The 25,273-nt window shown below is 47.6% G+C and carries 19 protein-coding genes; 12 read left to right on the top strand and 7 right to left on the bottom strand.

All coding sequences use genetic code 11. The annotated features are described in order from the left end of the window. Positions 1–144 precede the first annotated feature (144 nt). Positions 145–1,251, top strand: a complete 1,107-nt coding sequence (locus tag ICE90_RS09205) for an SRPBCC family protein (RefSeq protein WP_216192120.1) — start codon at positions 145–147, stop codon at positions 1,249–1,251. 70 nt (positions 1,252–1,321) lie between these two features. Then, the gene (locus tag ICE90_RS09200) at positions 1,322–2,152 is read left to right on the top strand and encodes a sulfurtransferase (RefSeq protein WP_216155068.1); all 831 of its coding nucleotides are present in this window, start codon (positions 1,322–1,324) and stop codon (positions 2,150–2,152) included. A 6-nt stretch (positions 2,153–2,158) separates the two neighbouring features. On the opposite strand, the gene ICE90_RS09195 is transcribed toward ICE90_RS09200, so the two are convergent. From ICE90_RS09195 to polA, 3 genes are read right to left on the bottom strand one after another with little or no spacing between them, the layout of a single operon-like run. Further along, on the bottom strand, positions 2,159–2,941 hold the full coding sequence (locus ICE90_RS09195; RefSeq protein ID WP_370624667.1) for a ZIP family metal transporter: 783 nt from the start codon (positions 2,939–2,941) through the stop codon (positions 2,159–2,161). Continuing rightward, positions 2,938–3,813, bottom strand: coding sequence for a dienelactone hydrolase family protein (locus tag ICE90_RS09190; protein ID WP_216192119.1), 876 nt, complete (start codon positions 3,811–3,813; stop codon positions 2,938–2,940). Before ICE90_RS09190 ends, ICE90_RS09195 begins: the two co-directional genes overlap by 4 nt. Positions 3,814–3,849: 36 nt before the next feature. Continuing rightward, positions 3,850–6,675 (bottom strand): DNA polymerase I, encoded by a 2,826-nt coding sequence (gene polA, locus ICE90_RS09185; RefSeq protein WP_216192118.1) that lies wholly within the window; start codon positions 6,673–6,675, stop codon positions 3,850–3,852. 137 nt (positions 6,676–6,812) lie between these two features. Here polA and ICE90_RS09180 point away from each other — a divergent pair, with 137 nt between their 5' ends. Genes ICE90_RS09180 through ICE90_RS09170 form a run of 3 tightly spaced genes read left to right on the top strand, consistent with a single transcriptional unit; the run spans position 6,813 to position 8,936 of the window. Next, on the top strand, positions 6,813–7,163 hold the full coding sequence (locus ICE90_RS09180) for a hypothetical protein (RefSeq protein WP_255533348.1): 351 nt from the start codon (positions 6,813–6,815) through the stop codon (positions 7,161–7,163). A gap of 22 nt (positions 7,164–7,185) precedes the next feature. Beyond that, positions 7,186–8,160, top strand: a complete 975-nt coding sequence (locus tag ICE90_RS09175; RefSeq protein ID WP_215320843.1) for a homoserine kinase — start codon at positions 7,186–7,188, stop codon at positions 8,158–8,160. Next, on the top strand, positions 8,157–8,936 hold the full coding sequence (locus tag ICE90_RS09170) for a BPSS1780 family membrane protein (protein ID WP_216192117.1): 780 nt from the start codon (positions 8,157–8,159) through the stop codon (positions 8,934–8,936). The genes ICE90_RS09175 and ICE90_RS09170 overlap by 4 nt, the downstream gene beginning before the upstream one ends. Positions 8,937–8,944: 8 nt before the next feature. Here ICE90_RS09170 and ICE90_RS09165 read toward each other — a convergent pair whose 3' ends face one another. Further along, on the bottom strand, positions 8,945–11,311 hold the full coding sequence (locus tag ICE90_RS09165; protein ID WP_216192116.1) for a UvrD-helicase domain-containing protein: 2,367 nt from the start codon (positions 11,309–11,311) through the stop codon (positions 8,945–8,947). Between the two features lie 24 nt (positions 11,312–11,335). On the opposite strand from ICE90_RS09165, the gene ICE90_RS09160 reads away from it, so the two are divergent. Both ICE90_RS09160 and galU read left to right on the top strand, forming a co-directional pair. Next, the gene (locus tag ICE90_RS09160; RefSeq protein ID WP_216192115.1) at positions 11,336–14,227 is read left to right on the top strand and encodes a valine--tRNA ligase; all 2,892 of its coding nucleotides are present in this window, start codon (positions 11,336–11,338) and stop codon (positions 14,225–14,227) included. A gap of 22 nt (positions 14,228–14,249) precedes the next feature. Then, positions 14,250–15,140: a UTP--glucose-1-phosphate uridylyltransferase GalU gene (gene galU, locus ICE90_RS09155; RefSeq protein ID WP_215320851.1), complete on the top strand. Its 891-nt coding sequence runs from the start codon at positions 14,250–14,252 to the stop codon at positions 15,138–15,140. Positions 15,141–15,230: 90 nt separating this feature from the next. Here the strand turns inward: galU and ICE90_RS09150 are convergent, their stop codons facing one another. Both ICE90_RS09150 and alaS read right to left on the bottom strand, forming a co-directional pair. Then, the gene (locus ICE90_RS09150) at positions 15,231–15,476 is read right to left on the bottom strand and encodes a sulfurtransferase TusA family protein (RefSeq protein ID WP_216860890.1); all 246 of its coding nucleotides are present in this window, start codon (positions 15,474–15,476) and stop codon (positions 15,231–15,233) included. Beyond that, a complete protein-coding gene (alaS, locus tag ICE90_RS09145; RefSeq protein ID WP_216192114.1) occupies positions 15,473–18,097 on the bottom strand; it encodes an alanine--tRNA ligase in 2,625 nt (874 codons plus the stop codon). Before alaS ends, ICE90_RS09150 begins: the two co-directional genes overlap by 4 nt. A 121-nt stretch (positions 18,098–18,218) precedes the next feature. Here alaS and ICE90_RS09140 point away from each other — a divergent pair, with 121 nt between their 5' ends. The 3 genes from ICE90_RS09140 to ICE90_RS09130 all read left to right on the top strand — a co-directional run bounded on the left by ICE90_RS09140 (position 18,219) and on the right by ICE90_RS09130 (position 22,055). Then, on the top strand, positions 18,219–18,677 hold the full coding sequence (locus ICE90_RS09140) for a tripartite tricarboxylate transporter TctB family protein (protein WP_215320855.1): 459 nt from the start codon (positions 18,219–18,221) through the stop codon (positions 18,675–18,677). Positions 18,678–18,695: 18 nt separating this feature from the next. After that, positions 18,696–20,198, top strand: coding sequence for a tripartite tricarboxylate transporter permease (locus tag ICE90_RS09135; protein ID WP_215320857.1), 1,503 nt, complete (start codon positions 18,696–18,698; stop codon positions 20,196–20,198). 84 nt (positions 20,199–20,282) lie between these two features. Then, positions 20,283–22,055, top strand: coding sequence for a glutamine--tRNA ligase/YqeY domain fusion protein (locus ICE90_RS09130; protein WP_216192112.1), 1,773 nt, complete (start codon positions 20,283–20,285; stop codon positions 22,053–22,055). Here the strand turns inward: ICE90_RS09130 and ICE90_RS09125 are convergent. After that, positions 22,036–22,932 carry an SDR family oxidoreductase gene (locus tag ICE90_RS09125; RefSeq protein WP_255533347.1) on the bottom strand — a complete coding sequence of 299 codons (897 nt, stop codon included), beginning with the start codon at positions 22,930–22,932 and terminating at the stop codon, positions 22,036–22,038. The genes ICE90_RS09130 and ICE90_RS09125 overlap by 20 nt on opposite strands. 27 nt (positions 22,933–22,959) lie before the next feature. Between ICE90_RS09125 and ICE90_RS09120 the strand changes: the two genes are divergently transcribed. Together ICE90_RS09120 and ICE90_RS09115 are read left to right on the top strand one after the other, a co-directional pair. Next, positions 22,960–24,000, top strand: a complete 1,041-nt coding sequence (locus ICE90_RS09120; protein ID WP_216192111.1) for a 2Fe-2S iron-sulfur cluster-binding protein — start codon at positions 22,960–22,962, stop codon at positions 23,998–24,000. A 77-nt stretch (positions 24,001–24,077) separates the two neighbouring features. After that, the gene (locus ICE90_RS09115) at positions 24,078–25,271 is read left to right on the top strand and encodes an acetylornithine transaminase (RefSeq protein ID WP_216155097.1); all 1,194 of its coding nucleotides are present in this window, start codon (positions 24,078–24,080) and stop codon (positions 25,269–25,271) included. Positions 25,272–25,273: the final 2 nt, after the last annotated feature.

The raw sequence follows: 25,273 nt of genomic DNA, 5'->3' as shown, positions 1-25,273 counted from the left end.
TTTCCCACACGGATAGCCCTATATATTAAAGCGAGAAGCCGTTTGGATGGGTATAATCCACCCCTTCCTTTCCAATATCGATCCGTCGATGGTTGGATTGGTTATTCCGCTTAGCTTCGGCTGACGTTTTCGGGGGTGGGGAGAATGACTAATCTGGCTACCGCGCAGAAGCTTGCGCCGTCCAATTTGCAATTGCCGGTTTCGGCATATTTTGACGCTGACCTGTATCAGCGGGAAATTGAACTGCTTTTTAAGCAGGGCCCCGGCTATGTTGGTCACGAACTGATGGTTCCTGAAATGGGCTCCTATCAAACTTTAAGCGCAGAAAACGAAGGTCGCATACTTGTTCGCAATGAGTCTGGAGTAGAACTGCTTTCCAATGTTTGTCGCCATCGTCAAGCATTGATGCTCAATGGTCGCGGTAAAGCTGACAATATTGTTTGTCCATTACATCGCTGGACCTATGACTTAGGCGGCAATTTATTAGGCGCCCCTCACTTTGAGGATAAGCCCTGTTTAAATCTTGGTAAGTCCCCGCTACAAAATTGGCAAGGCTTGTTATTCGAAGGTCCTCGCGATGTGCGCACCGATCTTGCCAAGCTGGGTGTTGCCGATGACCTCAAGTTTGAAGGTTATGTTCTTGACCATGTTGAAGTACATGAATGCAACTACAACTGGAAAACATTCATCGAGGTCTATCTCGAGGACTATCACGTTGTGCCATTTCATCCGGGTCTTGGAAAGTTTGTTTCTTGCGAAGATCTGCACTGGGAGTTCGGCGATTGGCATAGCGTTCAAACCGTGGGCATTCACAAAGATTTACAAATTCCAGGCTCACCAACCTATCGCAATTGGCATGAAGCTGTACTTCGTCAGTTTGACGGCAAAGCCCCACGCCATGGTGCCATTTGGCTTACTTACTATCCAAATGTCATGGTGGAATGGTACCCAGGCGTTCTGTGTGTATCAACACTGCACCCAATGGGTCCCGGTAAAACGCGCAATATTGTTGAGTTCTACTATCCAGAAGAAATCGCTTTGTTTGAGCGTGAATTCGTGGAAGCAGAACGTGCTGCCTATATGGAGACTTGCATCGAAGATGATGAAATTGCTGAGCGCATGGATCAAGGGCGTGCAGCACTACTAGCTCGCGGCATTAATGAGGTCGGCCCCTATCAAAATCCAATGGAAGATGGTATGCAACATTTTCATGAGTGGTATCGCCGAGTCATGAACTTCGAAGGTGCATAATTAAAATAAGCTTCACGGTTACATTAATACCCTTTATTAATAACCCTCATCACCAAAAATAGGAAGCATCATGACTCCTCTAATCTCAGCTAACCAGTTAGAAGAAATCATTAATAGTGGTGAAAATGTATTGCTCTGTGACTGTCGCTTTGATTTAGTCGACCCACTGATCGGCAAAAAATCCTACGAAGAAAGTCATATTCCTGGTGCCATTTATGTAGACCTCGATAAAGATCTCTCAGGAAGCAAGACTGGCACGAATGGCAGACATCCCCTGCCTAGTCCAGAGGCCTGGGCTCAAACTAAAACGCGTTTGGGCATCAACCCCAATACCTTAGTGGTTGCCTATGACAAACAAGGCTCCGTCTATGCCAGCCGTTTGTGGTGGATGCTCAAGGCAACAGGGCACGCTAATGTTCGGGTACTAGATGGCGGCTTAGATTCTTGGAATGGCCCCATGGGTTCTATTCCAAGAGCGCCCACCCCTTGCACAGAAGCCATTGGAGTGATGCCTTATGCGGGGCTAGTTCTAGTTGATGATGTAGTGGCTGATCTAGAGACAAAGAAAAACAAAATCATCGATGCACGCACTGAAGATCGCTTTCATGGTCAAAATGAAACGCTTGATCCAGTTGGTGGCCATATTCCGGGAGCGATGAATCGCTTCTTTAAAAATAATCTCAATGCGACTGCATTCAAAACTCCTGAGCAATTATTCAAAGAATTTTCAGAATTCCTCGGGACCACTAAAGCCTCTGCAGTGATTCATCAATGTGGATCTGGCGTCACCGCTTGTCATAATCTTCTAGCGATGGAGCTTGCTGGCTTTAAAGGCTCGCGCCTGTATGCAGGTAGCTGGAGCGAATGGTGCGCAGACCCCAAAAGGCCTGTTGAGCTTTAAAGCTTGTTAGTGCAATAAGGACAATAGGATCACAAACCCTACGCCACAAGCAATCAAGACCGTCTGACGTAAAGACTCGACCCAGTGAGGGCGACGGTGCATTTGCGGGATGAGATCACTCACTGCAATATAAATAAAACTACTAGAAGCAATCACCAATAAATATGGCATCGCTGCATGCGCTTTTTCTAAGAAGAAATAAGCCAATACGCCACCCACTACTGCTGATAAACCGCAGATAAGGTTGTACAACAAGGCTCGTGCACGGGAAAAGCCAGCATTTAACATGACAATGAAATCACCGATCTCTTGCGGGATTTCATGGGCAATGATCGCAATGGCCGTAAAAATACCCACTTGATGGTCGGCCATAAAGGCTGCAGCAATCAAGATGCCATCTACGAAGTTATGAATACCATCGCCAACCAAAATCATCCAGCCACTACGCCCAGCATTTTCTGCATCATGGCCATGGTGATGGTGGTGCCCATCACCTTCGTGATGGTGGTCGTGTCGCAATAATGCGATCTTCTCAAGCAAGAAGAAACCCAATAACCCAGCAAGCAAAGTAGCAAATAAGAACTGAGGTTTTGCACCTTCCATGCTAAATGCTTCAGGCAAGGAGTGGAGTAAAGCGGTTGCTAGCAATATGCCGACCGATAGGCTCACCATATTGTTGACCATCTTGGAGAGCATGGCCAAAGAACAGCTTGCGGCCACCAAGACGCTAGCAGTTCCCGCTAACGCAGTCACCAGGAGAATACTTTGTAAAACAGTCATCGAGCTTATGCCACTCCGTTTTTCTGAAACCAGGCTAGGCACTTTTCCCAACCATCTTTCGCAGGACCTTCACGATAGCTTGCGCGGTAATCAGCATGGAATGCATGGGGGGTATCTGGATAAACTACAAATTCACAAGCCTTGGCGACAGGATTCTTGGGGGCGGCCTCTGCCAAAGCTGCGCGCATTTGATCAATACTCTCCAAAGAAATTCCGGTATCAGCGGCGCCATACAAGCCGAGCACTGGCGCCTTTAAATCAGCAGCAATATCTATAGGATGGCGAGGATTGCCCTCAGTCTTCTCGCCGATCAGACGACCGTACCAAGCTACACCGGCACGCACCTGCGGCAAGGTTGCGGACAACCAAGTAATACGACCACCCCAACAGAAGCCAGTAACACCGACGCGCTTTAAGTCACCGCCATTTTTGCCAGCCCACACTAAAGCAGCTTGTAGATCATTTAAAACCTGAGCATCAGGAGTCTTGGCCACAATATTAGTCATAATTTCAGCAATAGTGCCGTAAGTATTAGGGTCGCCTGCGCGCGTAAAAAACTCTGGGGCAATCGCAAGATATCCCAACTTTGCAAAACGTCTGGTGACATCAGCAATGTATTCGTGCACACCAAAAATCTCGCTCGCCACAATAATAATGGGCAAAGAGCCTTTCGCTTTTTCAGGTCGAGAGACATACGCTGGTAACTGAAAGCTACCAACGGGGATCATCTGCTCACCAGCTTTAATGCCTTTGAAATCCGTTTCAATAGCCGCAGCCATGACAGGCTCGGATGCCCCTACAAATCCAACCCCAATAGCAGTCACGCCAATTGCAGATGTTTTCATAAAATTGCGTCGACTATTTTGAATGTCTTTACTCATTACCTTATCTCCTGGCCTGCATTTCTCATTGAATACTTAGTGCGCCTCTTCCCAATTATCGCCAATCCCAATACTAACCACCAAAGGCACCTTTAACCGAGCGACATTGCACATCAAACCGGGTAATTTGGCCTGTACTACTTCAAGCTCATCAAAAGGCACATCTAGGACCAACTCATCATGAACCTGTAGTAGTAGCTTGGTTTTGAGCTGCTCTTTTTCGAGCCAATCCTCAACTGCGATCATGGCCAATTTGATTAAGTCAGCTGCGGTGCCTTGCATAGGGGCATTAATTGCTGCCCGCTCAGCACCTTGGCGTCGCGGACCATTGGAGCCCTTGATCTCTGGCAACCAAAGACGTCGCCCAAAGACCGTCTCTACATAACCATTCTCTCTTGCTTCGAGACGTGTACGCTCCATATATTGAGCCACCCCTGGATAACGATCGAAGTATTTGGCTATATAGTTTTGCGCAGCAGAACGCTCAATACCTAAGTTGCCAGCTAACCCAAAAGCGCTCATACCGTAAATCAGGCCAAAGTTAATTACCTTGGCGTAACGACGTTGCTCAGAGTTGACATCATCCAATGGAACACCAAAAATCTCTGCTGCAGTGGCTTGGTGAACGTCCTTACCCTCTTTAAATGCCGTTAAGAGATTTTCATCTTCGGCGATATGTGCCATGATGCGCAACTCAATTTGGGAATAATCTGCCGACAACAATTTACATCCGTCTGCTGGAACAAAGGCCTCACGAATACGACGCCCCTCTTCTGTGCGCACTGGAATATTTTGCAAGTTTGGATCGCTTGATGCTAGGCGACCTGTGACTGCAGTAGCTTGAGAAAAGTTCGTATGAACGCGGCCCGTCTTGGGATCGGCCATGCGAGGAAGCTTCTCAATATAGGTGGACATTAGCTTTGCTAAGCTGCGGTAATCCAAAATGCGCGCAGGCAAGGGATAGTCTTCCGCTAACTTCTGCAACACTTCTTCATCGGTAGAGGGTGCGCCTGAAGGCGTCTTTTTAATTACCGGAAGCTCAAGTTGTCCAAATAAAATTTCTGCGATCTGCTTAGGTGACTGAATATTAAAAGGCTGACCTGCTAGCTTGTGAATTTCGCCTTCTAACTCAAGCAAACGTTTGCCCACCTGCTGGCCTTGTTTGGCCAACAATCCTGAATCAATCCGAATGCCGTTACGCTCCATGATTCCGAGCACACGCATAGCGGGCATTTCTACCTTTTCGTAGATATAGAGCAAGCCTGAGTTTTCCTGAATCTGCGGCCATAACTCCAAATGCAGGCGCAAAGTTATGTCAGCATCTTCTGCCGCATAGTCTGTTGCTATTTGGAGATCGACTTGATCAAAACCAATTTGGTGAACACCTTTGCCGCACACCTCTTCATAGCGAATGGTTTTCATGCCCAGATGGCGTTCAGCCAAGCTGTCCATATTGTGGGGCATGTGCGACTCAAGCACATAAGACTCCAGCAAGGTGTCAAATGCAACACCCTTTAGGGTAATGCCATAGTTTGCAAAGATATGGGCGTCGTACTTTAAATTTTGGCCTACTTTTAAACTCGTTGTGCTTTCCAACCAAGGCTTCATACGCGCAAGCACTAGGTCACGATCAAGTTGTACTTCACCGTTGCGGTGAGCAACTGGAATGTAACAAGCTTCACCCGGCTTTACTGATAAAGAAATTCCAACAAGTTCTGCCGCAAGCGCATCAAGACTAGTAGTTTCCGTATCAACTGCTGTTAATTCAGATGCCTCAATCTTCGTTAGCCACCTCTCTAAACTCGCTTCATCCACCACGCATTCGTAGTGACGCTCAACTGCATCTTGCGAGTCTCGAGTTGCTTGTGATAAATCCTTGGTCGGCGAGCTGGCAATCACGCGGGTCTTTTTTTCCTCATCAGTACCTGTGCCAGAAGAAGAAATTGGACTGCCTGCTAAATCAAATTCGGCCATCTCACCTTTATTCTCTGGGCTTGTAAGCTTCTTTTCAACGTCACGCAACCAAGTCTTAAATGCATAGCGCTCAAATAATTCACGTAATAAAGGAGCATCTTCAGACTTAGCATGCAAGTCATCTAAGCTTGGTAAATGGGGTGATAAATCACAATCAGTTTTTACCGTAATGAGTTGACGAGCTTGCGGCAACCAAGGAAGCGTTACGCGTAAGTTTTCACCAACTACGCCTTTAACTTGATCTGCATTTGCCATCAAGTTATCGAGATTACCAAATTCCGCTAGCCATTTATTGGCTGTCTTTGGTCCCGCCTTTGGAACACCTGGCACGTTATCAACGGTATCGCCGATGATGGATAAATAATCCACAATCAATTCTGGTGGTACACCAAACTTTTCTTTGACACCTTCAATATCGAGCTTCTCATTTGTCATCGTATTAATAAGGGTGACCGAAGGATTTACCAATTGCGCTAAATCTTTATCACCAGTAGAAATAATGGTTTCCCAACCTGCTTGGGTAGCTTGGCAAGCCAAAGTCCCAATCACATCGTCAGCCTCTACACCAGATACCATCAATACCGGCCAACCCAAGGCCTTCACCATGGCATGAATTGGCTCAATCTGTTTAACCAAATCCTCAGGCATGGGGGAGCGATGTGCCTTGTATTCTGAGTACATTTCGTCGCGGAAGGTCTTCCCCTTAGCATCAAAAACACAGGCAATATGGTCGGCCTTAAGCTCAGACCGAGCCCGGCGCATCATATTCACCATGCCATAAATAGCCCCAGTGGGCTCTCCAGCCCCATTTCTGAGGTCTGGCATGGCGTGGAAGGCGCGATAGAGGTAGCTAGAACCGTCTACCAACAAGAGTCTATGTTTAGTCATACCGCAATCGTACAATCTAGTTGTGAATTGCCTACAGGTCTGGTTAAGGAACCGTCCGAGAGTAGGCTTAAAAAGGTGAAAAAATGCATTATTTAACGAACTTAATTAGCCACTCAATAAGCCAAAGCCTAACCCTAATGAGTTTTTTGGTGGTTTTTGGACTTTTTGGCACGACTGCAGCCCACGCTCAGAATAACAGCCAGGCACTGAGCCCATCGGAATTAAACCGTATCAATAGTCAGCCACTCGCACCTGCGGTGAGCGCAAGTGGCGCGACATCCAACCCTGAGCAACGCAAGCCAAACTATCAATACCGAGATAAAAACGGCACCACTGTAACCGAATACAAAGATGTCAATTCTCCAACGCAGGTAGATGTAAAAACGCCCTATACCAGTTATGAAATGGCGCCACCTACAACAGTAATGCCAGGACCCCCAAAAGATACCGATCTGATCAGCGTTCCTAGCGTCAGCATTCCCTTTTAACTTAAAAAGCATTTACTGATTTATGGCTGTATTTACCCCGATCGAGCTTGAGGATATTTCTCAATGGATTGCTCAAGACTTTGATATCGGCCAAGCCACTGAAATTCGTGGCATTCATGGTGGTATTGAAAACTCTAATTTTTTCTTAGATACCACTAAAGATGGCAAGAAGCAGGAATATGTTTTAACAATCTTTGAAAGATTATCTGCGGAACAACTTCCTTTCTACTTAGAGTTAATGCGCCACCTAGCAAACAAAGGTGTGCCTGTACCCAAGCCGATCGAGAATAAACAGGGCAACATTCTTTTTGCCCTCAAAGGCAAGCCGGCAGCCATTGTTACCAAGCTACCAGGCCTTTCCAGACTCCAACCAGAAGCCAATCATTGCGCTCTTGTTGGCGAGATGCTAGCGAAGATGCATTTGGCTGGAAAAGATTTTCCAAAGTCCCAAGAGAATCTTCGTAGCCTTGCTTGGTGGCAGAAAACAATACCTTCGGTATTACCAAACTTAAGCACGCCCCAGAAAGAGCTCATTACTCATGAGTTACAAACTCAAGAGGAATTTTTTGCCTCAGGCACCTATGATGGATTGCCGCAAGGGGCGAGTCATTGCGATCTCTTTCGCGACAATGTTTTATTTGATCCCAAAGGATCTGATATCTCTCAAGATCATTTGGGTGGCTTCTTTGATTTTTACTTTGCTGGCACTGATAAATGGCTATTTGATATCGCCGTCACTGCCAATGATTGGTGTCTTGCAGATAACAAGCAAGATTTAGATCCTGCTCGCTTAGACGCGTTCATGAAAGCCTATCAGTCAGTTCGCCCTCTCACCAAAGAAGAGCAAGCTAGCTGGCCACTCATGTTGCGTGCAGCAGCTTTACGCTTCTGGGTTTCAAGACTCTGGGACTTCTATTTGCCGCGTGATGCGCAGATGCTAACCCCGCATGACCCTACGCACTTTGAACGCATTCTTTTAAGTCGCCGCTCACTATGAAACTGAATTCCGTAGCACCCAAAGAAGGCTACACCTGGATTAGACAAGGCATTTGGCTCTTTAAACAAAATCCCTTGGGCTTTTTAATGCTGGTCTTTATGTACGTCTTTGCAGCGCAACTAGCAGTCGTCATTCCAGTGATTGGCGTCTTTGCAGTTCTTCTGCTCACGCCAACTCTTTCTGTTGGATTCATGACCGCTTGCCGCCAAGGCATTCAAAAGGAGCGCATTAGGCCGATGGTCTATTTGATCGCCCTGCGGTCAAGTCTTATTGTGCGAAAGAGAATTCTGCAATTAGGCCTGGTATATGCCGGCATGATTTTGTTGCTCAGTTTTATCTTGAGTCTCTTGGTTGACTTTGAATTACTCTTGCCATTAATGACTAGCGATAAACCCATCACACCCGAGGCTTTACGTCAGGTTTACTTGGTGCTTTTATTTGGCGCCATACTGTACATACCAGTAGCAATGTTGATGTGGTTTTCACCAGTCTTAGTTGCATGGGCCGATATGTCTGTGCCACAAGCACTCTTCTCTAGCGCATTAGCGTGCTGGGCCAATAAAGCCGCGTTCTTTCTGTATTTAGCTATTTGGAGTGCCATTCTGATTGCCATTCCGCTAACAGTGGGAATGATTTTTGATGCGCTTGATCTGGGGCAGGCAGCCTCGTTCATCATCGCCCCGATTTCTATGGCGGGCTTGACGATAATGCACTGCTCTTTTTATGCGACTTGGAAAGCTTGCTTCACAGAAGATGAAGTGGTGTTGCCTATTTAATTGATTTATCAGTCAATCGCAGCAAGCTTTGCAATACTCAGCTGTAACCACTTGATGCCATGACGCTTGAAATTAACCTGCGCCCTTGCATCGGCATCCACACCCTCTAAACCAGTCACGCGTCCTTCACCGAACTTCGTATGAAACACATTCTGCCCAATGGTGAACGGGTAATTTCCGCGAGGCGGAGAGGCCAGTCTTTTCACTTCCATCGAAGCTGAACCAACTCGCTTCGCCGGTCTTTGACGTTCAGAACCTGAATCAAAAAAATCATTCGACTCATATTCGCGTTGACGGGTATAGCCATCTTGCCACGTGGATCCCGATCTTGAGCTGCCACCACCCCAGCGAGCATCTCTTGCTTTAGGGGTGAGCCATTTCAATGAATCGGATGGAAGCTCTTCTAGGAAGCGGGAAGGCATGTTGTAGCGTACCTGGCCATGCAACATCCGTGATTGAGTGTGTGAGAGATACAGACGCTCCTTGGCACGTGTAATCGCCACATACATCAAACGTCGTTCTTCCTCCAAGCCGTTTTGCTCATTCACACTGTTCTCATGGGGAAATAAACCCTCTTCAAGACCGGTAATGAACACTGAAGTGAACTCTAAACCCTTGGCTGAGTGCACCGTCATTAACTGCACAGCATCTTGTCCGGCTTGGGCTTGATTATCGCCAGCCTCTAATGAGGCGTGGGATAGGAAAGCGGCCAAAGGTGAAACCTCGATAACGCCGGGAGCATTTTCCCCCGGCAACATTGCGGCGGCTGCATCTTGACCGTAACCTTCCTCAGCAATAAAGGCAGTGGCAGCGTTAATCAATTCCTGCAAGTTCTCGACGCGATCTTGTCCTTCACGCTCAGAGAGGTAGTGCTGAATCAAGCCACTATGCTGAATTACAAATTCGACTGTTTCTGGCAAAGTGTTGTGACGGGTGGCTTCACGCATGTGGTCTACTAAACGCACAAATCCACTTAGCGCAGCACCGGCTTTACCTTCTAAAGTAGAGGCAGCTAGGTATAAAGAACATTGTTGTGCCCTGGCAGCATCTTGCAAGGCTTCAATTGATCTCGCCCCAATTCCGCGGGTTGGAAAATTCACTACTCGAGAGAATGAAGTGTCGTCATTTGGATTCTCGAGCAAGCGTAAGTAGGCGAGCGCATGTTTAATTTCAGCGCGCTCGAAGAACCGCAAACCGCCGTACACACGATACGGAATACCCGCAGAAAATAATGCGTGCTCAATAATGCGTGACTGTGCATTGCTGCGATAGAGTAAAGCTACTTCAGTGCGCTTGATGCCACTATTGACTAAAGCCTTGATCTCGTCCACCAGCCAAGCTGCCTCGGCATGATCACTAGGCGCCTCATAAATACGGACTGGCTCGCCATGACCAGCATCGGTTCGCAGGTTTTTACCAAGGCGCTCGGAGTTATTCGCAATGAGGTGATTAGCTGTATCTAGAATATGGCCGTGTGAGCGATAGTTCTGCTCTAACTTCACCATCAATGGGTGGTATTGCTTTTCATAGAGACGCATATTTTCAACATCGGCGCCACGGAATGCATAAATACTTTGATCATCATCGCCCACCGCAAAAACGGAACTACTACCCATGCCACTGACATTGATGCGACTTGCGTCATGACCAGACAATAATTTAAGCCATGCATACTGCAAGGCGTTGGTATCTTGAAACTCATCAATCAAAATATGACGGAAGCGCTCTTGATAGTGAGTCCGAATCGCTTCGCTATGTTTGAGTAATTCATAGCTGCGCAATAAGAGTTCAGCAAAATCCACCACGCCTTCGCGTTGGCATTGTTCATCGTAAGCCGCATACAGTTGCGCCATCTTGGCTTGGAAGTCATCGCCAAGCGCTAAATCTTTTGCGCGTTGACCGCGCTCCTTGGCGTGGGCAATAAAGTATTGCAACTGCTTTGCAGGATATTTTTCATCATCGACTTTTAAGCCCTTCAACAGGCGCTTAATTGCCGATAGTTGATCTTGGGTATCCAAGATTTGGAAAGTCGACGGTAAACCCGCTTCCTTGTAATGAGCACGCAATAAACGGTTACAAAGACCATGAAAGGTGCCAATCCACATTCCACGTGTATTAATCGGCAACATGGCACTGAGACGAAGCATCATCTCCTTGGCAGCCTTATTGGTGAAGGTCACCGCTAGGACGCCAATAGGGGATACCTGGCCGGTCTGAATCAACCAGGCTATACGGGTGGTGAGGACGCGGGTCTTGCCGCTCCCTGCCCCAGCCAAAATCAAGGCTGATTGGGCTTGGCCATTTTCGTGGACGGGCGGGAGGGTCACTGCCTCGCGCTGTTCTGGATTGAGGTTCGCGAGCAAGTCTGAGTACATCAGCCCAATTATAATTTGCCTCTTATGCCAAATGCCTCAAATACCCCTAATTCACCAGCGGCTAGCTCAGCGGACGAGCTCGCTAAATCCTACGAACCCGCCCCGATAGAGGCCTACTGGGGTCCAGAGTGGGAACGCCGAGGTATCGCCGACTCCACCATGGATGAGGGCAAGGGGGACTTTTCTATTCAGCTGCCCCCACCTAATGTGACCGGCACTCTGCATATGGGTCACGCATTCAATCAAACCATCATGGATGGCCTGGTTCGTCATGCTCGTATGACAGGCAAAAATACTTTATGGGTACCGGGCACAGATCATGCCGGTATTGCGACTCAAATTGTTGTGGAGCGTCAACTCGATGCTCAAAAAGTTTCTCGTCATGATTTAGGTCGTGAAAAGTTTTTAGAAAAAGTTTGGGAGTGGAAAGAAACTTCCGGCAACACGATTACCCGTCAAATTCGTCGCCTAGGCGCTTCGATTGATTGGGGCAAAGAATATTTCACGATGGACAGCAAGATGTCCAAGGCAGTTGTCGAAGTCTTTGTTCGCCTACATGAACAAGGTTTGATTTACCGCGGCAAGCGCTTGGTGAACTGGGATCCTGTTTTAGGTACGGCAGTTTCTGATTTAGAAGTAGTGAGCGAAGAAGAAGATGGATCAATGTGGCATATCCGCTATCCATTGACCGATGGCTCTGGCCACCTCACTGTTGCCACTACCCGCCCAGAAACACTATTGGGTGACGTTGCCGTCATGGTGAACCCAGAAGACGAGCGCTATAAACATCTCATCGGCAAGTCAGTGGGTTTGCCTTTGTGCGATCGCCAAATCCCCGTGATTGCTGATGACTATGTGGATTTGAATTTTGGTACTGGCGTTGTAAAAGTCACTCCTGCGCATGACTTTAATGACTATGCAGTAGGTCAACGCCATCAGTTACCAATGATCAACATCCTCACTTTGGATGCCAAGATCAATGAGAATGCTCCGGCTGCGTATCAAGGTATGGAAAGATTCGCAGCACGCAAGCAAGTCGTTTCTGATTTAGAGGCTGCTGGCTTATTGGAAAAAGTTCAGCCCCATAAATTAATGGTGCCACGCGGTGATCGCACCCAAACCATTATTGAACCCATGCTCACTGACCAATGGTTTGTGGCGATGTCCAAACCTAGTCCCGATAACAAGTATCAACCCGGCTCCTCGATTGCTGGCGCCGCCTTAGATGCAGTAACCAAGGGCGATATCAAGCTGGTTCCAGAAAACTGGATTAACACCTATACCCAGTGGTTAGAGAATATTCAAGACTGGTGCATCTCCCGTCAACTCTGGTGGGGCCATCAAATCCCCGCTTGGTATGGCGATGATGGGCAAATTTTTGTGGGGCGCTCCGAGGAAGAGGCTAAAGCGAAAGCTGCTGCGGCTGGTTACACCGGCAAACTCAACCGTGACCCTGACGTTCTGGATACTTGGTTCAGCTCTGCGCTCGTACCATTTAGCTCTTTAGGTTGGCCAGAAGAAACGCCTGCCTTAAATCACTTCTTGCCTTCATCTGTTTTGGTGACTGGCTTTGACATCATCTTTTTCTGGGTAGCACGCATGGTCATGATGACCTGCCACTTCACCGGAAAAGTACCTTTTCATACCGTCTATGTTCATGGCCTGGTTCGGGATGCTGAGGGTCAGAAGATGAGCAAATCTAAAGGTAACACTTTGGATCCAATTGATTTGATTGACGGCATCAAGATTGAAGAACTAGTAGGCAAGAGAACTACTGGCCTCATGAATCCAAAACAAGCCGAGAGTATTAGCAAGAAAACAAAGAAAGAGTTTCCGGATGGTATTCCTGCGTTTGGAACTGATGCACTGCGCTTTACTTTTGCCTCTTTAGCTTCGCTGGGTCGCAATATTAACTTTGATCAAAAGCGTTGTGAAGGCTATCGTAATTTCTGCAACAAGCTTTGGAATGCCACTCGCTTTGTGCTCATGAATTGCTCTGGTGGCGATGAAGACAATGGCTTTGCGCCTTGTGATCATCAGTGCGGCCCTGATGGCTATTTGGATTTTTCGCCGGCTGATCGTTGGATAGTTTCTCAACTACAAAGGGCTGAAGCCGAGGTAGCTAAAGGCTTTGAAGCTTATCGCTTTGACAATATTGCCAGCAGCATTTACCAATTTGTTTGGGATGAGTATTGCGATTGGTATCTCGAGCTTGCTAAGGTGCAATTACAGACCGGTACGCCAGCACAGCAACGTGCCACTCGCCGTACCCTCTTGCGTGTCCTGGAAACCATTTTACGCATGGCACATCCTTTAATTCCCTTCATTACCGAAACACTTTGGCAGACTGTTGGCCCTAAATCTGGAAAAGTTTTAGCACAGCAAGAAAAACAAACCATTGCGCTCCAACCTTATCCTGTTGCTCAGCCTGAAAAGATTGATGAGAAGAGTGAAGCCTGGGTTGCGCAGATCAAAGCAATCGTGGATGCCTGCAGAAATCTTCGTGGCGAGATGCAGGTTCCTCCCGGTCAAAAGGTGCCGCTCTGGATCTGCGGTCCAAAAGAGTTTCTGGAAAAAGCGACCCCTTATCTCATGGCGCTTGCTAAATTAACTGAGGTCAAAATCTACAGCGATGAATCTGCTTTAGAAAAAGATGCTCCAGGCGCGCCAATTGCCTTGGTGGGCGATATCAAGCTCTTACTCAAGATTGAAGTGGATGTTGGCGCCGAAAGAATCCGTCTAGGCAAGGAAATTGAGCGCTTAGCCATTGAAATCAATAAAGCCAAGGGCAAATTGACCAATGAAAGCTTCGTGGCTCGCGCGCCAGCTGATGTTGTTGCTCAAGAAAAACAACGTCTTGCTGGCTTTGAGCAAAATCATGAGAAGCTTGTTGCACAATTAGAGCGTCTTAAATAAAAACGGTAAGAACGGACCACCCATGTCAATCCATTTCGGCTCCAAAAAAGTAACTAAGGCTGTATTTCCTGTTGCGGGATTTGGTACGCGCTTTTTGCCCGCCACTAAAGCCAGCCCAAAAGAAATGCTCAATGTGGTGGACAAGCCGCTGATTCAGTACGCGGTAGATGAGGCTGTTGCGGCCGGTATTACAGAGCTCATTTTCGTGACGGGCCGTAGCAAACGCGCGATTGAAGATCACTTTGATAAAGCCTACGAGCTAGAGGCAGCGCTAGAAGCGAAGAACAAACAGGACCTCCTCCAACTTGTTCGCAGTGTTAAACCCGACAATGTGGACTGCATCTACATTAGACAAGCCGAACCATTGGGATTAGGTCATGCAGTTCTCTGCGCCGCCCGGGTAGTGGGTGACGAGCCGTTTGCAGTGATCTTAGCTGATGACCTTTTGGATGGTCAGCCACCAGTACTTTCACAAATGCTCAAAGTATATGAAGAGCAAGAAGGATCGGTATTGGCAGTAGAAAAAATCGACCCCGCCAAAAGTAGCTCATATGGAATTGTCTCGGGGGATGAGGTTAGCAAAGGTATTTATCGCCTCAATGGCATTGTCGAGAAACCGAAGCCAATAGATGCGCCTTCTGACCTGGCGGTAGTTGGGCGCTATGTGCTCTCAGCAAAGATTTTTGATCACATTCGTAATGTGAAGCCTGGCGCCGGCGGAGAAATTCAACTCACCGATGCCATTGCTGCATTACTAAAAGAAGAGCCTGTATTCGCTTACGAATATGATGGCGTTCGCTATGACTGCGGTAGTAAGTTGGGCTACCTCAAAGCTTCTGTAGATTTTGCTCTACGGCACAAAGAAGTTGGCGAAGAATTCGCTGAGTATTTAAGAGGCTGGTCTTTAAAGTAACCCTCCGAGGCTAGATATGCAAAAGGCAGAGATGAGTCTCTGCCTTTTTGTTTGGTCCCTTACCAAGAAGTATGAACGCCAGACTATTTTTTACCTACGCTTCATAAAGAAAACCAGTACATCACCTTCCGTAGTGCTTGCAAGCAACTCATTTCCAGTTTGCTTGGCAAATGCAGGGAAGTCATGAGCGGCGCCCGCATCGGTTGCCTTAATCTTTAAGACTTCACCTGACTGCATCGTTGCCAATGCTTTTTTAGTACGCAAGATAGGCAATGGGCAGTTCATACCAATCGCATCTACCTCTGCATTAAAAGCAATATTCACTGGCTCACTCATTTGCTTGCTATCCAGTCTTTAACGCCCTCTAAAGCAGCGCCCAGCCTACTAGGATCAGTTCCGCCGGCCATCGCCATTTCTGGTTTACCGCCGCCTTTACCGCCCACTTGTTGGGCAACAAAATTCACGAGATCGCCTGCCTTTACTTTGCCAATCGAATCAGCCGTTACACCAGCAATCAAACTCACCTTATCGCCCTGCACCGAGGCCAACACAATGGCAGCAGTCTTCAACTTTGCCTTGAGAGCATCCATGGTTTCACGAAGCACGCCAGCATCAGCGCCATCAAGTCGTGCAGCAAGGACTTTGATGCCATTCACATCAATGGCTTGACCCGCCAACTCATCTCCCTGGCTTGCCGCTAACTTAGAGTTCACTTTTTCTAATTCGCGCTCCGCTTGACGCAGGCTTTCTTGAAGTTGCGTAACGCGATTAACCAAATCACCAGGATGGGTTTTGAGAATCGCCGCAGCTTCATTAATCTTGTCTTCTAAACCTTGCAAGAAATGCAGCGCGTTATTACCAGTAACAGCCTCAACACGGCGGATGCCGGCTGCAACACCGCCCTCCGAAACAATCTTCAAGCTACCGATATCACCAGTACGTCCTACGTGAGTACCGCCACAAAGTTCTTTAGAAGAACCTATCTCCAGTACTCGCACTTCTTCGCCGTACTTCTCGCCAAACAACATCATGGCTCCAGTCTTTTGCGCATCATCCAAAGACATGACTTTGCCTGAAGTGGCTGTGTTTTCCAGAATCTCTTGGTTTACGATATCTTCAATACGGCGAATTTGCTCAGCAGTAATAGGCGCATTGTGCGTAAAGTCAAAACGGGTCTTAGTGGCATCTACCAGTGACCCTTTTTGTTGCACATGATCTCCCAGTACTTCACGCAAGGCTTTGTGCAAGATATGAGTAGCACTATGGTTGCGCATCGTATCGGTTCTTTGCTGGGTATCTACTAGAGCATTGATCGCATCACCTACTTTGAGCTCACCCTCAAGCACTTCACCCTGATGACCAAATACATCAGCCTGAATCTTGAAGGTATCTTCCACTGCAAAACGAATACTTTCGTTGCGCAGCTCACCTTTGTCCCCTACTTGGCCACCAGATTCAGCATAAAAAGGGGTGTTATCCAAAACAATCACGGCCGCATCGCCCGCCTTCACTGACGGAACGGCAGAACCATCCACATAAAGCGCAGTCACTTTGGCGCCATCATGCTTTAAGGTGTCATAACCATGAAACTGCGTAGATTGGCCCTTGTAATCTAGGCCCTGAGCCACCTTGAATTTGCCTGCGGCTCTTGCTTGATCGCGTTGCTTCTGCATCGCTATTTCAAAGCCATCTGCATCAACAGTGACACCACGTTCACGACAAACGTCAGCCGTTAAATCCAACGGGAATCCAAAAGTGTCATGTAAACGGAAAGCAGTTTCTCCGTCGACTACTTTTGCGCCGCCAGCTAAAGCACCATCCAAAATTTCCATGCCATTGGCAATCGTTTGGAAGAAGCGCTCTTCTTCTTGCTTAATAACTTCGCTGACTTTATCTTGTGCGGCGCGCAACTCCGGATAGGCTTCGCCCATCTCTTTAACGAGCGCAGGAACCAACTGATAGAAGAATGGTTTACGTGCACCCAGCTTATAACCATGACGAATCGCGCGACGTGCAATGCGGCGTAATACATAACCACGACCAGCATTACCTGGAATGACACCATCAACGACAATAAAGCTACATGCGCGAATATGATCTGCAATCACTTTGAGTGATGGGCTTTGTGCGTCACAATTCTCGCCACCAGCAGCATCTACAGCCCCCTTGGAAGCTTTGAGGAGATTGACAAAGAGGTCAATTTCATAATTGGAGTGAACATGCTGCAAGACTGCTGCAATACGCTCAAGACCCATGCCTGTATCAACACTAGGCTTAGGTAGCGGATGCATTACACCGGCCTCGTCACGGTTGTACTGCATGAATACGTTATTCCAAATTTCGATGAAGCGGTCACCATCTTCATTAGGACTTCCAGGAGGACCTCCAGGAATATGTTCGCCGTGATCGTAGAATATTTCAGTGCAAGGTCCGCAAGGACCTGTATCACCCATCATCCAAAAATTATCCGATGCGTAACGCGCACCCTTGTTATCTCCAATGCGAATAATGCGATCGGCGGGCACACCAATTTGCTTATTCCAAATGTCATAAGCCTCGTCATCTTCAGCATAGACAGTGACTAGGAGTTTTTCTTTTGGCAACTTGAAAACTAGGGTCAATAAATCCCAGGCAAATTGAATAGCGTCCTTCTTGAAATAATCTCCAAAAGAGAAATTTCCTAACATTTCAAAAAAGGTATGGTGACGCGCGGTATATCCGACGTTATCCAAGTCATTGTGTTTTCCACCGGCCCGGATGCACTTCTGGGCAGTCGTCGCGCGGTTATATGGGCGCTTATCGAAGCCCAAAAACACATCTTTAAATTGATTCATGCCTGCATTAGTAAATAGCAGGGTTGGGTCATCCCCCGGCACTACTGGGCTGGAAGGGACGATTTGGTGACCTTTTTGGGCAAAGAAGTCCAGATAGGCTTGGCGAATTTGGGAGACTTTCATGGCAATAATTATCGCATTGGCACCTCTCTAGGGCAAACCCTAGACAAGATCCCCATATCCTGCCTTACAATCGCTCAACATCAATAAATCGACAAATAAGTCGGTAATTAAGGAGCGCAACTTGGAAATCCGCAATCAAAAAGATTTTGGGGCTGGCCTAATGTATATGGTCATTGGCCTTTTTTTTACCATCATGGCTACCCAGTACCCAATGGGAACTGCCGCCAAAATGGGGCCTGGATACTTTCCCTTCTGGCTAGGCCTAGTAATGACAGCCTTGGGTTTACTTATCTTAGTGAAGTCACTCAGCGCTAAAGCAGCGATTGAAAAAATCCCTCCTTTCAATTGGAAGGTCATTGGCCTCATTACAGGATCTGTCATTGCATACGGCGTCCTTTTGCCAACGATGGGTTTTATCGTAGCCGTGTTCGTTTTGGTGTTTATGTCAGCCAGCGCAAGTCATGAATTTCATTGGAAAGGCACTTTAATCAATGCCACATTTCTAATTGTTTTCACTTATTCGGTATTCGTTTTGGGTCTGAAATTACAGTTCCCATTACTGCCTTTCTTTCTTCAATAACGTACCGGGATACTGAAAATGGACTTATTTGCTAATTTAGCTCTCGGTTTCGATACCGCGTTTACATTACAAAATCTTCTTTACTGCCTGATCGGCTGCGTATTGGGAACCCTGATTGGTGTACTGCCAGGCTTGGGTCCAATCGCCACGATTGCAATGCTGTTGCCAGCTACTTATGCCTTGCCTCCAATCGCAGCATTGATTATGTTGGCTGGTATTTACTATGGCTCACAGTACGGCGGCTCTACAACAGCAATTCTGTTGAACATCCCAGGAGAAACATCCTCGGTGGTGACGGCGATTGATGGCTACCAAATGGCCAGAAATGGTCGAGCTGGTGTTGCATTGTTCACCGCTGGCATGGGCTCATTCTTTGCTGGTTGCGTTGCAACTTTGGTATTGGCTGCATTTGCTGCACCACTCTCACAGCTGGCATTTAAGTTTGGTCCAGCAGAATACTTCTCCCTCATGGTTCTCGGTTTGATCGGCGCAGTTGTGTTGGCATCAGGATCCTTGATCAAAGCGATTGGCATGATTGTCTTAGGTCTCTTAATGGGCCTAATCGGCACTGACGTTAACTCTGGTGTTTCGCGTTATGCGTTTGATATTCCTGAATTAAGTGACGGTATTGGTTTCGTTGCTGTTGCTATGGGCGTATTCGGTTTCGCAGAAATCATGGGCAACCTTGAGAAGACGGATGAGGATGAAGGTTTCCTCAATAAGATGACCACCATGATTCCTACCAAGGAAGACGTCAAGCGCATGATTCCTTCCATCCTGCGCGGCACAACGATTGGTTCGATTCTTGGAATCTTGCCAGGCGGCGGCGCAGCACTTGCCGCATTTGGCGCTTACTCTGTTGAGAAAAAATCATCCAAGTACAGCCATGAGTTTGGTAAAGGCGCTATTGAGGGTGTTGCTGGTCCTGAATCAGCTAATAACGCTGCTGCTCAAACCTCATTTATTCCATTGTTGACTTTGGGTATTCCACCAAATGCAGTGATGGCCTTGATGGTTGGTGCGATGACTATTCACAATATTCAACCAGGTCCTCAGGTAATGACCAGCAACCCAGCTTTGTTCTGGGGTCTGATCGCTTCCATGTGGATTGGTAACGTCATGTTGATTCTCTTGAACTTGCCCTTGATTGGTATCTGGGTAAAGTTACTGAAGATTCCTTATCGCTTCATGTACCCAGCCATTCTGGTTTTCTGCTGTATCGGCGTCTATACCGTAAACAACACCGTGTTTGATGTATACGTGACCGCTGCCTTCGGCATCATTGGTTACCTCTTCTTCAAACTGGGTTGCGAACCGCCTCCATTGCTTTTGGGCTTCGTACTTGGACCAATGATGGAAGAGAACTTCCGCCGCGCTCTATTGTTATCTCGTGGCGATTTCACAACCTTCCTGACTCGTCCACTTTCCTTGGGATTACTGATTGCATCAGCACTCTTGGTGGTCATGGTTACCTTGCCGGCAGTCAAGAAGACTCGCGAAGAGGCATTTGTCGAAGACTGATAGTTTTACACCTCACAGAAACGAGCCCGCAGCTGTTTGCGGGCTTTTTCTTTATGGGCTGAGGGTTTTCTCTACAATGTGGCAATGTCCCAAGATAGCAAACCTTCCAAAGCAAATACCGGCGCTGTAGCCGAACCGTCTAATTTCTTGCGCCAGATCATCGATCATGATTTGGCAAGCGGGGCTTTTGCACAGCGCACTAACTTAGCTGGGGAGCCCATCCCATCGATCATCACCCGCTTTCCGCCTGAACCTAATGGCTACCTGCATATTGGTCACGCTAAAAGTATTTGCCTCAATTTTGGTTTAGCAGCTGATTACAACAATCAAGCTGGGGGTGCGCGCTGCAATATGCGCCTAGACGACACCAACCCAGTTAAAGAGGATGTGGAATACGCCGACAGCATTTTGGATGCAGTGAAATGGCTAGGTTTTGATTGGGGAACCCATCTTTATCACGCAAGCGACTACTTTGACAAACTATATGAGTTTGCTGAAATTTTGATTCAGAATGGCAAAGCGTATGTCGATAGCCAAAGTGCTGATGATATTCATACCAATCGCGGTAACTTTGGCCAAGCCGGAAAAAATAGCCCTTATCGCGATCGCAGCCCAGAAGAAAATCTCTCCTTATTTCGTGAAATGCGTGCCGGGAAGTTCAGAGATGGCGAGCATGTATTGCGGCTGAAAATTGACATGGCGCATCCCAACATCGTGATGCGTGATCCCGTGGTTTACCGTATCCGCCATACCGATCACCACCGCACGGGCAGCAAATGGTGTATTTACCCTTTATATGACTTCACACATTGCATCTCAGACGCATTGGAGAATGTCTCTCACTCTATCTGCACGCTAGAGTTCGAGAACAACCGTCCCTTGTACGATTGGATTGTGAACTCATTAAAAGAATTGGGTGTCTTTAAAGACCCAGTGCCACATCAATATGAGTTCGCACGCCTCAACCTGACTTACACCATCACCAGTAAACGTAAGTTACTGCAGCTTGTAGAAGAAAAGCATGTTGAGGGTTGGGATGATCCTCGAATGCCAACCATCGTCGGCATCCGTCGCCGCGGCTATACCCCAGAAAGTATTCGTCTGTTCTGCGAGCGCATTGGTGTCTCTAAAGCTGATAGCTGGATTGATATGAGCACCCTTGATCAAGCATTACGTGATGATCTAGAAGTCAGAGCTCCACGCGCTACTGCAGTACTCAAGCCACTCAAGCTCGTAGTGGAAAACTTTGATGCCTTAGCAAAAGAGGCTTGTTCTGCGCCGCGTCATCCCAATCACCCAGAGTGGGGTAATCGTGAATTTCATTTCACGCGCGATCTATGGATTGAAGCGGATGACTTTATGAAGGAACCCATCAAGGGATTCTTCAGACTATATCCACCGATTGGAGATCAGCCAGGTAGCCGTGTTCGCTTACGCCATGGCTTTGTAGTGGAATGCACTGGTTTTGAAACCGATGCACAAGGAGATGTCACCCAAGTCAACGTGACACACTTTCCCGATAGCAAGAGCGGTACTGCTGGCTCCAATAACTACAAGGTCAAGGGCAATATTCACTGGATCAGCGCGGCTGAAGCGATTCCTGCAGAAGTGCGTCTATATGATCACCTGTTTAGCGACCCCCACCCAGATAGTGGTGACAAGAATTTCTTAGAAGCAATCAATCCCCACTCTAAGCAAACGATTTCTGCCTACTTAGAGCCCAGCATGAAAGATGCCACAGCGGAAGATTGTTTCCAGTTTGAACGTCACGGCTACTTTGTTGCCGACAAGAATGACTCCAAACCTGGCAAGCCAGTATTTAACCGTACGGTTGGCCTCAAGGATTCTTGGAAATAGTTTTTAGAAAATGTCCTACGCTGGGATAGCGTAGTGGTGTTTTTAATTCCGGCAAGCGCTGATTGGTCACTCTGCGTGACTCACGCATAAAGGACCAAAGCATCGGACTGACGATTTTTTGTAACTCGTTACCAGGCAATCGAGCCGGTCTTTCTAGCCCAAAGGCATCGGCCACTTCATCAAAGTAATCACCCATTTTGGTCTCACCGCCATCACAGGCATTAATGATGCGCTGAGGCTTGCCATAGTAGACCGCTGCGCAGACTAGCCTCGCTAAGTCATCGCTGTGAATATGATTCGAATAAGCGTCTTCTTCTGGCAGTAATGCGGGTGTTTGCGCCTGAAGCCTCTCAATCGGTAAGCGGTCGGCTGCATAAATTCCCGGGACGCGCAAAATTGTCAAAGCTACTCCATGGGCGGGCGCCCATAAACGGAGAATTCTCTCGGCATCAACCCTTCTTTGGGCTCGCTCGCTTTGGGGGCTTACTGGGGTAGCCTCACTCACCTTTCCACCCCTATGATCACCGTAAACACCGGTAGTGCTGATATAGATCAGGCGCCTGACGGCATTGGAGCCTTGGGCTAAAATTCGGAGAAGGTTGCGGGTTCGGCAATCACGATTTCCACCATTTTGAGGTGGCGCTAGATGAATGACGGTTTGAGCTAAACCGCTAAGGCGCCATAAAGACTCTGGATGATCCAGATTACCCAAAACAGGAATCGCGCCAACCGCCCTCAACTCCTGAAAGCGATTTTGTTGAGAAGTGAGCGCAAAGACACGGTGGCTTCGCGACATTTGTTTAGCTACCCGAAGACCGATGTCTCCGCAGCCAATAATCAGGATTGAAGGCTTACCAAAAGATTGCATAAGTAACATCGTAACGATTTATTGAAAGGAATGAGAGTGTCTTATCAGGTCACGCTCAAAACGAGCGGCAAACAATTCACCGTCAATCCAGATGAGAATCTCCTGGAGGCTGCTCTTCGTCAAGCCATCAACCTGCCCTATGGCTGCAAAAATGGTGCTTGCGGCTCCTGCAAAGGTAAAGTTCTAGAAGGTCAAGTCACCCATGGTCAGCATAGTGAAAGCGCCCTGAGCAAGGCCGATGAGACTGCGGGTGGCATTCTATTTTGCTGCTCCCATCCCCAATCAGACCTGCTGATTGAAGCTCGTGAAGTCCAAGGGGCGGGTGATATTGCGATTCGCAAGGTGCCATGCCGAGTCAACGCGATTACCAAACCTAGTGATGATGTCGCCATTCTCAAGCTGCAACTACCCGCTGCAGAGCGCTTTCAATTCTTGGCTGGGCAGTATTTGGAGTTTCTCCTTAAGGATGGCCAACGCCGCGCTTACTCAATCGCCAACGCGCCCGAGCAAGAAGGTCCGCTGGAGTTGCACATTCGTCATTTGCCAGGCGGCCTGTTTACTGACTTTGTATTTGGCGCCGTCACACCCGCATTAAAAGAAAAAGACATTCTTCGTTTTGAAGGCCCCTTGGGGAGCTTTTTCTTGAGAGAAGATTCCAAAAATCCAATTATCTTTGTTGCCGCTGGCACAGGTTTTGCTCCAATCAAATCGATCATTGAGCAAATGCAAGCAAAGAAGATAGAAAGACCCATTCACCTCTATTGGGGTGGACGTCGCCCTAGTGACTTGTATTTAGATGACTTGTGCAAAGCCTGGGAAAAAGAAATTGCCGACTTTAAATACATCCCAGTGATTTCGGACGCCTTGGCTGAAGACGCCTGGCAAGGTCGCACTGGCTTTGTGCATCAAGCTGTTATGGCGGACCATCCTGATATGAAAGGTTTCCAGGTCTATGCCTGTGGCGCCCCAGTCATGGTCAATGCTGCCAGAAATGACTTCTTAGCCAAGTGTCAACTGCCAGAGGAAGAGTTCTTTGCTGACTCCTTCACCAGCGCTGCTGATTTAGCCACCGCATAAGTCCTGTGCCATAAAACCTATTCGGTTAGATAATAGAAACTTCATTTCACCCTGTCACCCTCACCCCTTAAATCAGCATGAATAAGACAACCCAGACGATCGATACCCACTCAGTCATGTTTATTACACCGCGCCCTGATGTGATCATGGTCGAAGGTAAGGGTTCATGGCTCACTGATAACAATGGGAAACGCTATTTGGATTTCTTGCAAGGCTGGGCCGTGAATTGCTTAGGTCACTGCAACCCAGGAATGATTGAGGCGCTCAATAAGCAAGCAAAGACACTCATTAACCCTAGTCCGGCATTTTTTAACGAGCCGATGATTGGCTTATCCAATCTACTTACTGAAAACAGCTGTTTTGACAAAGTCTTCTTTGCCAATAGCGGAGCTGAAGCGAATGAAGGCGCCATTAAGTTAGCGCGCAAATGGGGTCAACTCAATAAATCTGGCGCATTTGAGATCATCACGTTTGATCACAGCTTTCATGGCCGCACACTAGCAACGATGAGTGCTTCCGGAAAGCCAAACTGGGACACGATGTTTGCCCCACAAGTGGCGGGCTTTCCGAAGGCGGATTTGAATGATTTGGAATCCGTTAAAAAACTCGTAACCGACAAAACCGTTGCAGTCATGCTTGAACCTGTTCAAGGTGAAGGTGGCGTGATTCCAGCGACTCAAGAATTTATGCGTGGGCTACGTAAATTCACCAAAGAAAATAATATTCTGTTAATTGCCGATGAAGTGCAGGCTGGTTGCGGACGTACCGGTACGCTCTTTGCTTACCAAAACTATGGCATTGAGCCAGACATCATGACCTTGGGCAAAGGGATTGGTGGAGGCGTTCCTTTGGCAGCCCTATTAGCAACTGATGCGGTAGCTTGCTTTGTACCTGGCGATCAAGGTGGGACCTATAACGGCAACCCACTCATGACTGCTGTAGGTATTAGCGTCATTGAGCAACTACTAGCTCCAGGATTTTTGGACAGCGTTAAAGCCAAAGGTGCATTACTCAAGTCTGAATTACTCAAGCTTTGCGCAGAATTTAATCTTGAAGGTGAGCGTGGCGAAGGATTGCTACGCGCATTGATGCTTGGAAAAGATATTGGCCCAAAACTGGTTGATCTTGCCAGGGATCGCAGTCCTGAAGGCTTGTTGATTAATTCACCAAGACCAAACTTGTTACGCTTTATGCCTGCTTTAAATGTATCGGACGATGAAATTCGTGAGATGTGCAATATGCTGCGTGAGCTGCTAAAGCAAGTTGGCTAAGC

Origin of the sequence: Polynucleobacter sp. AP-RePozz3-80-G7 (genome assembly GCF_018882145.1) — a bacterium.
Classification (GTDB): domain Bacteria; phylum Pseudomonadota; class Gammaproteobacteria; order Burkholderiales; family Burkholderiaceae; genus Polynucleobacter.
The sequence above is the reverse complement of the archived record's forward strand: the minus strand, read 5'-3'. Positions and strand labels throughout refer to the sequence as shown.

Bases quoted from the DNA above. Each gene is read 5' to 3' on its own strand.
- polA (WP_216192118.1), bottom strand. From the start codon at position 6,675: ATGACTAAACATAGACTCTTGTTGGTAGACGGTTCTAGCTACCTCTAT.
- ICE90_RS09190 (WP_216192119.1), bottom strand. From the start codon at position 3,813: ATGAGTAAAGACATTCAAAATAGTCGACGCAATTTTATGAAAACATCT.
- ICE90_RS09205 (WP_216192120.1), top strand. From the start codon at position 145: ATGACTAATCTGGCTACCGCGCAGAAGCTTGCGCCGTCCAATTTGCAA.
- galU (WP_215320851.1), top strand. From the start codon at position 14,250: ATGTCAATCCATTTCGGCTCCAAAAAAGTAACTAAGGCTGTATTTCCT.
- ICE90_RS09165 (WP_216192116.1), bottom strand. From the start codon at position 11,311: ATGTACTCAGACTTGCTCGCGAACCTCAATCCAGAACAGCGCGAGGCA.
- ICE90_RS09115 (WP_216155097.1), top strand. From the start codon at position 24,078: ATGAATAAGACAACCCAGACGATCGATACCCACTCAGTCATGTTTATT.
- ICE90_RS09130 (WP_216192112.1), top strand. From the start codon at position 20,283: ATGTCCCAAGATAGCAAACCTTCCAAAGCAAATACCGGCGCTGTAGCC.
- ICE90_RS09175 (WP_215320843.1), top strand. From the start codon at position 7,186: ATGGCTGTATTTACCCCGATCGAGCTTGAGGATATTTCTCAATGGATT.
- ICE90_RS09150 (WP_216860890.1), bottom strand. From the start codon at position 15,476: ATGAGTGAGCCAGTGAATATTGCTTTTAATGCAGAGGTAGATGCGATT.
- ICE90_RS09125 (WP_255533347.1), bottom strand. From the start codon at position 22,932: ATGTTACTTATGCAATCTTTTGGTAAGCCTTCAATCCTGATTATTGGC.
- ICE90_RS09135 (WP_215320857.1), top strand. From the start codon at position 18,696: ATGGACTTATTTGCTAATTTAGCTCTCGGTTTCGATACCGCGTTTACA.
- ICE90_RS09160 (WP_216192115.1), top strand. From the start codon at position 11,336: ATGCCAAATGCCTCAAATACCCCTAATTCACCAGCGGCTAGCTCAGCG.
- alaS (WP_216192114.1), bottom strand. From the start codon at position 18,097: ATGAAAGTCTCCCAAATTCGCCAAGCCTATCTGGACTTCTTTGCCCAA.
- ICE90_RS09200 (WP_216155068.1), top strand. From the start codon at position 1,322: ATGACTCCTCTAATCTCAGCTAACCAGTTAGAAGAAATCATTAATAGT.
- ICE90_RS09170 (WP_216192117.1), top strand. From the start codon at position 8,157: ATGAAACTGAATTCCGTAGCACCCAAAGAAGGCTACACCTGGATTAGA.
- ICE90_RS09180 (WP_255533348.1), top strand. From the start codon at position 6,813: ATGAGTTTTTTGGTGGTTTTTGGACTTTTTGGCACGACTGCAGCCCAC.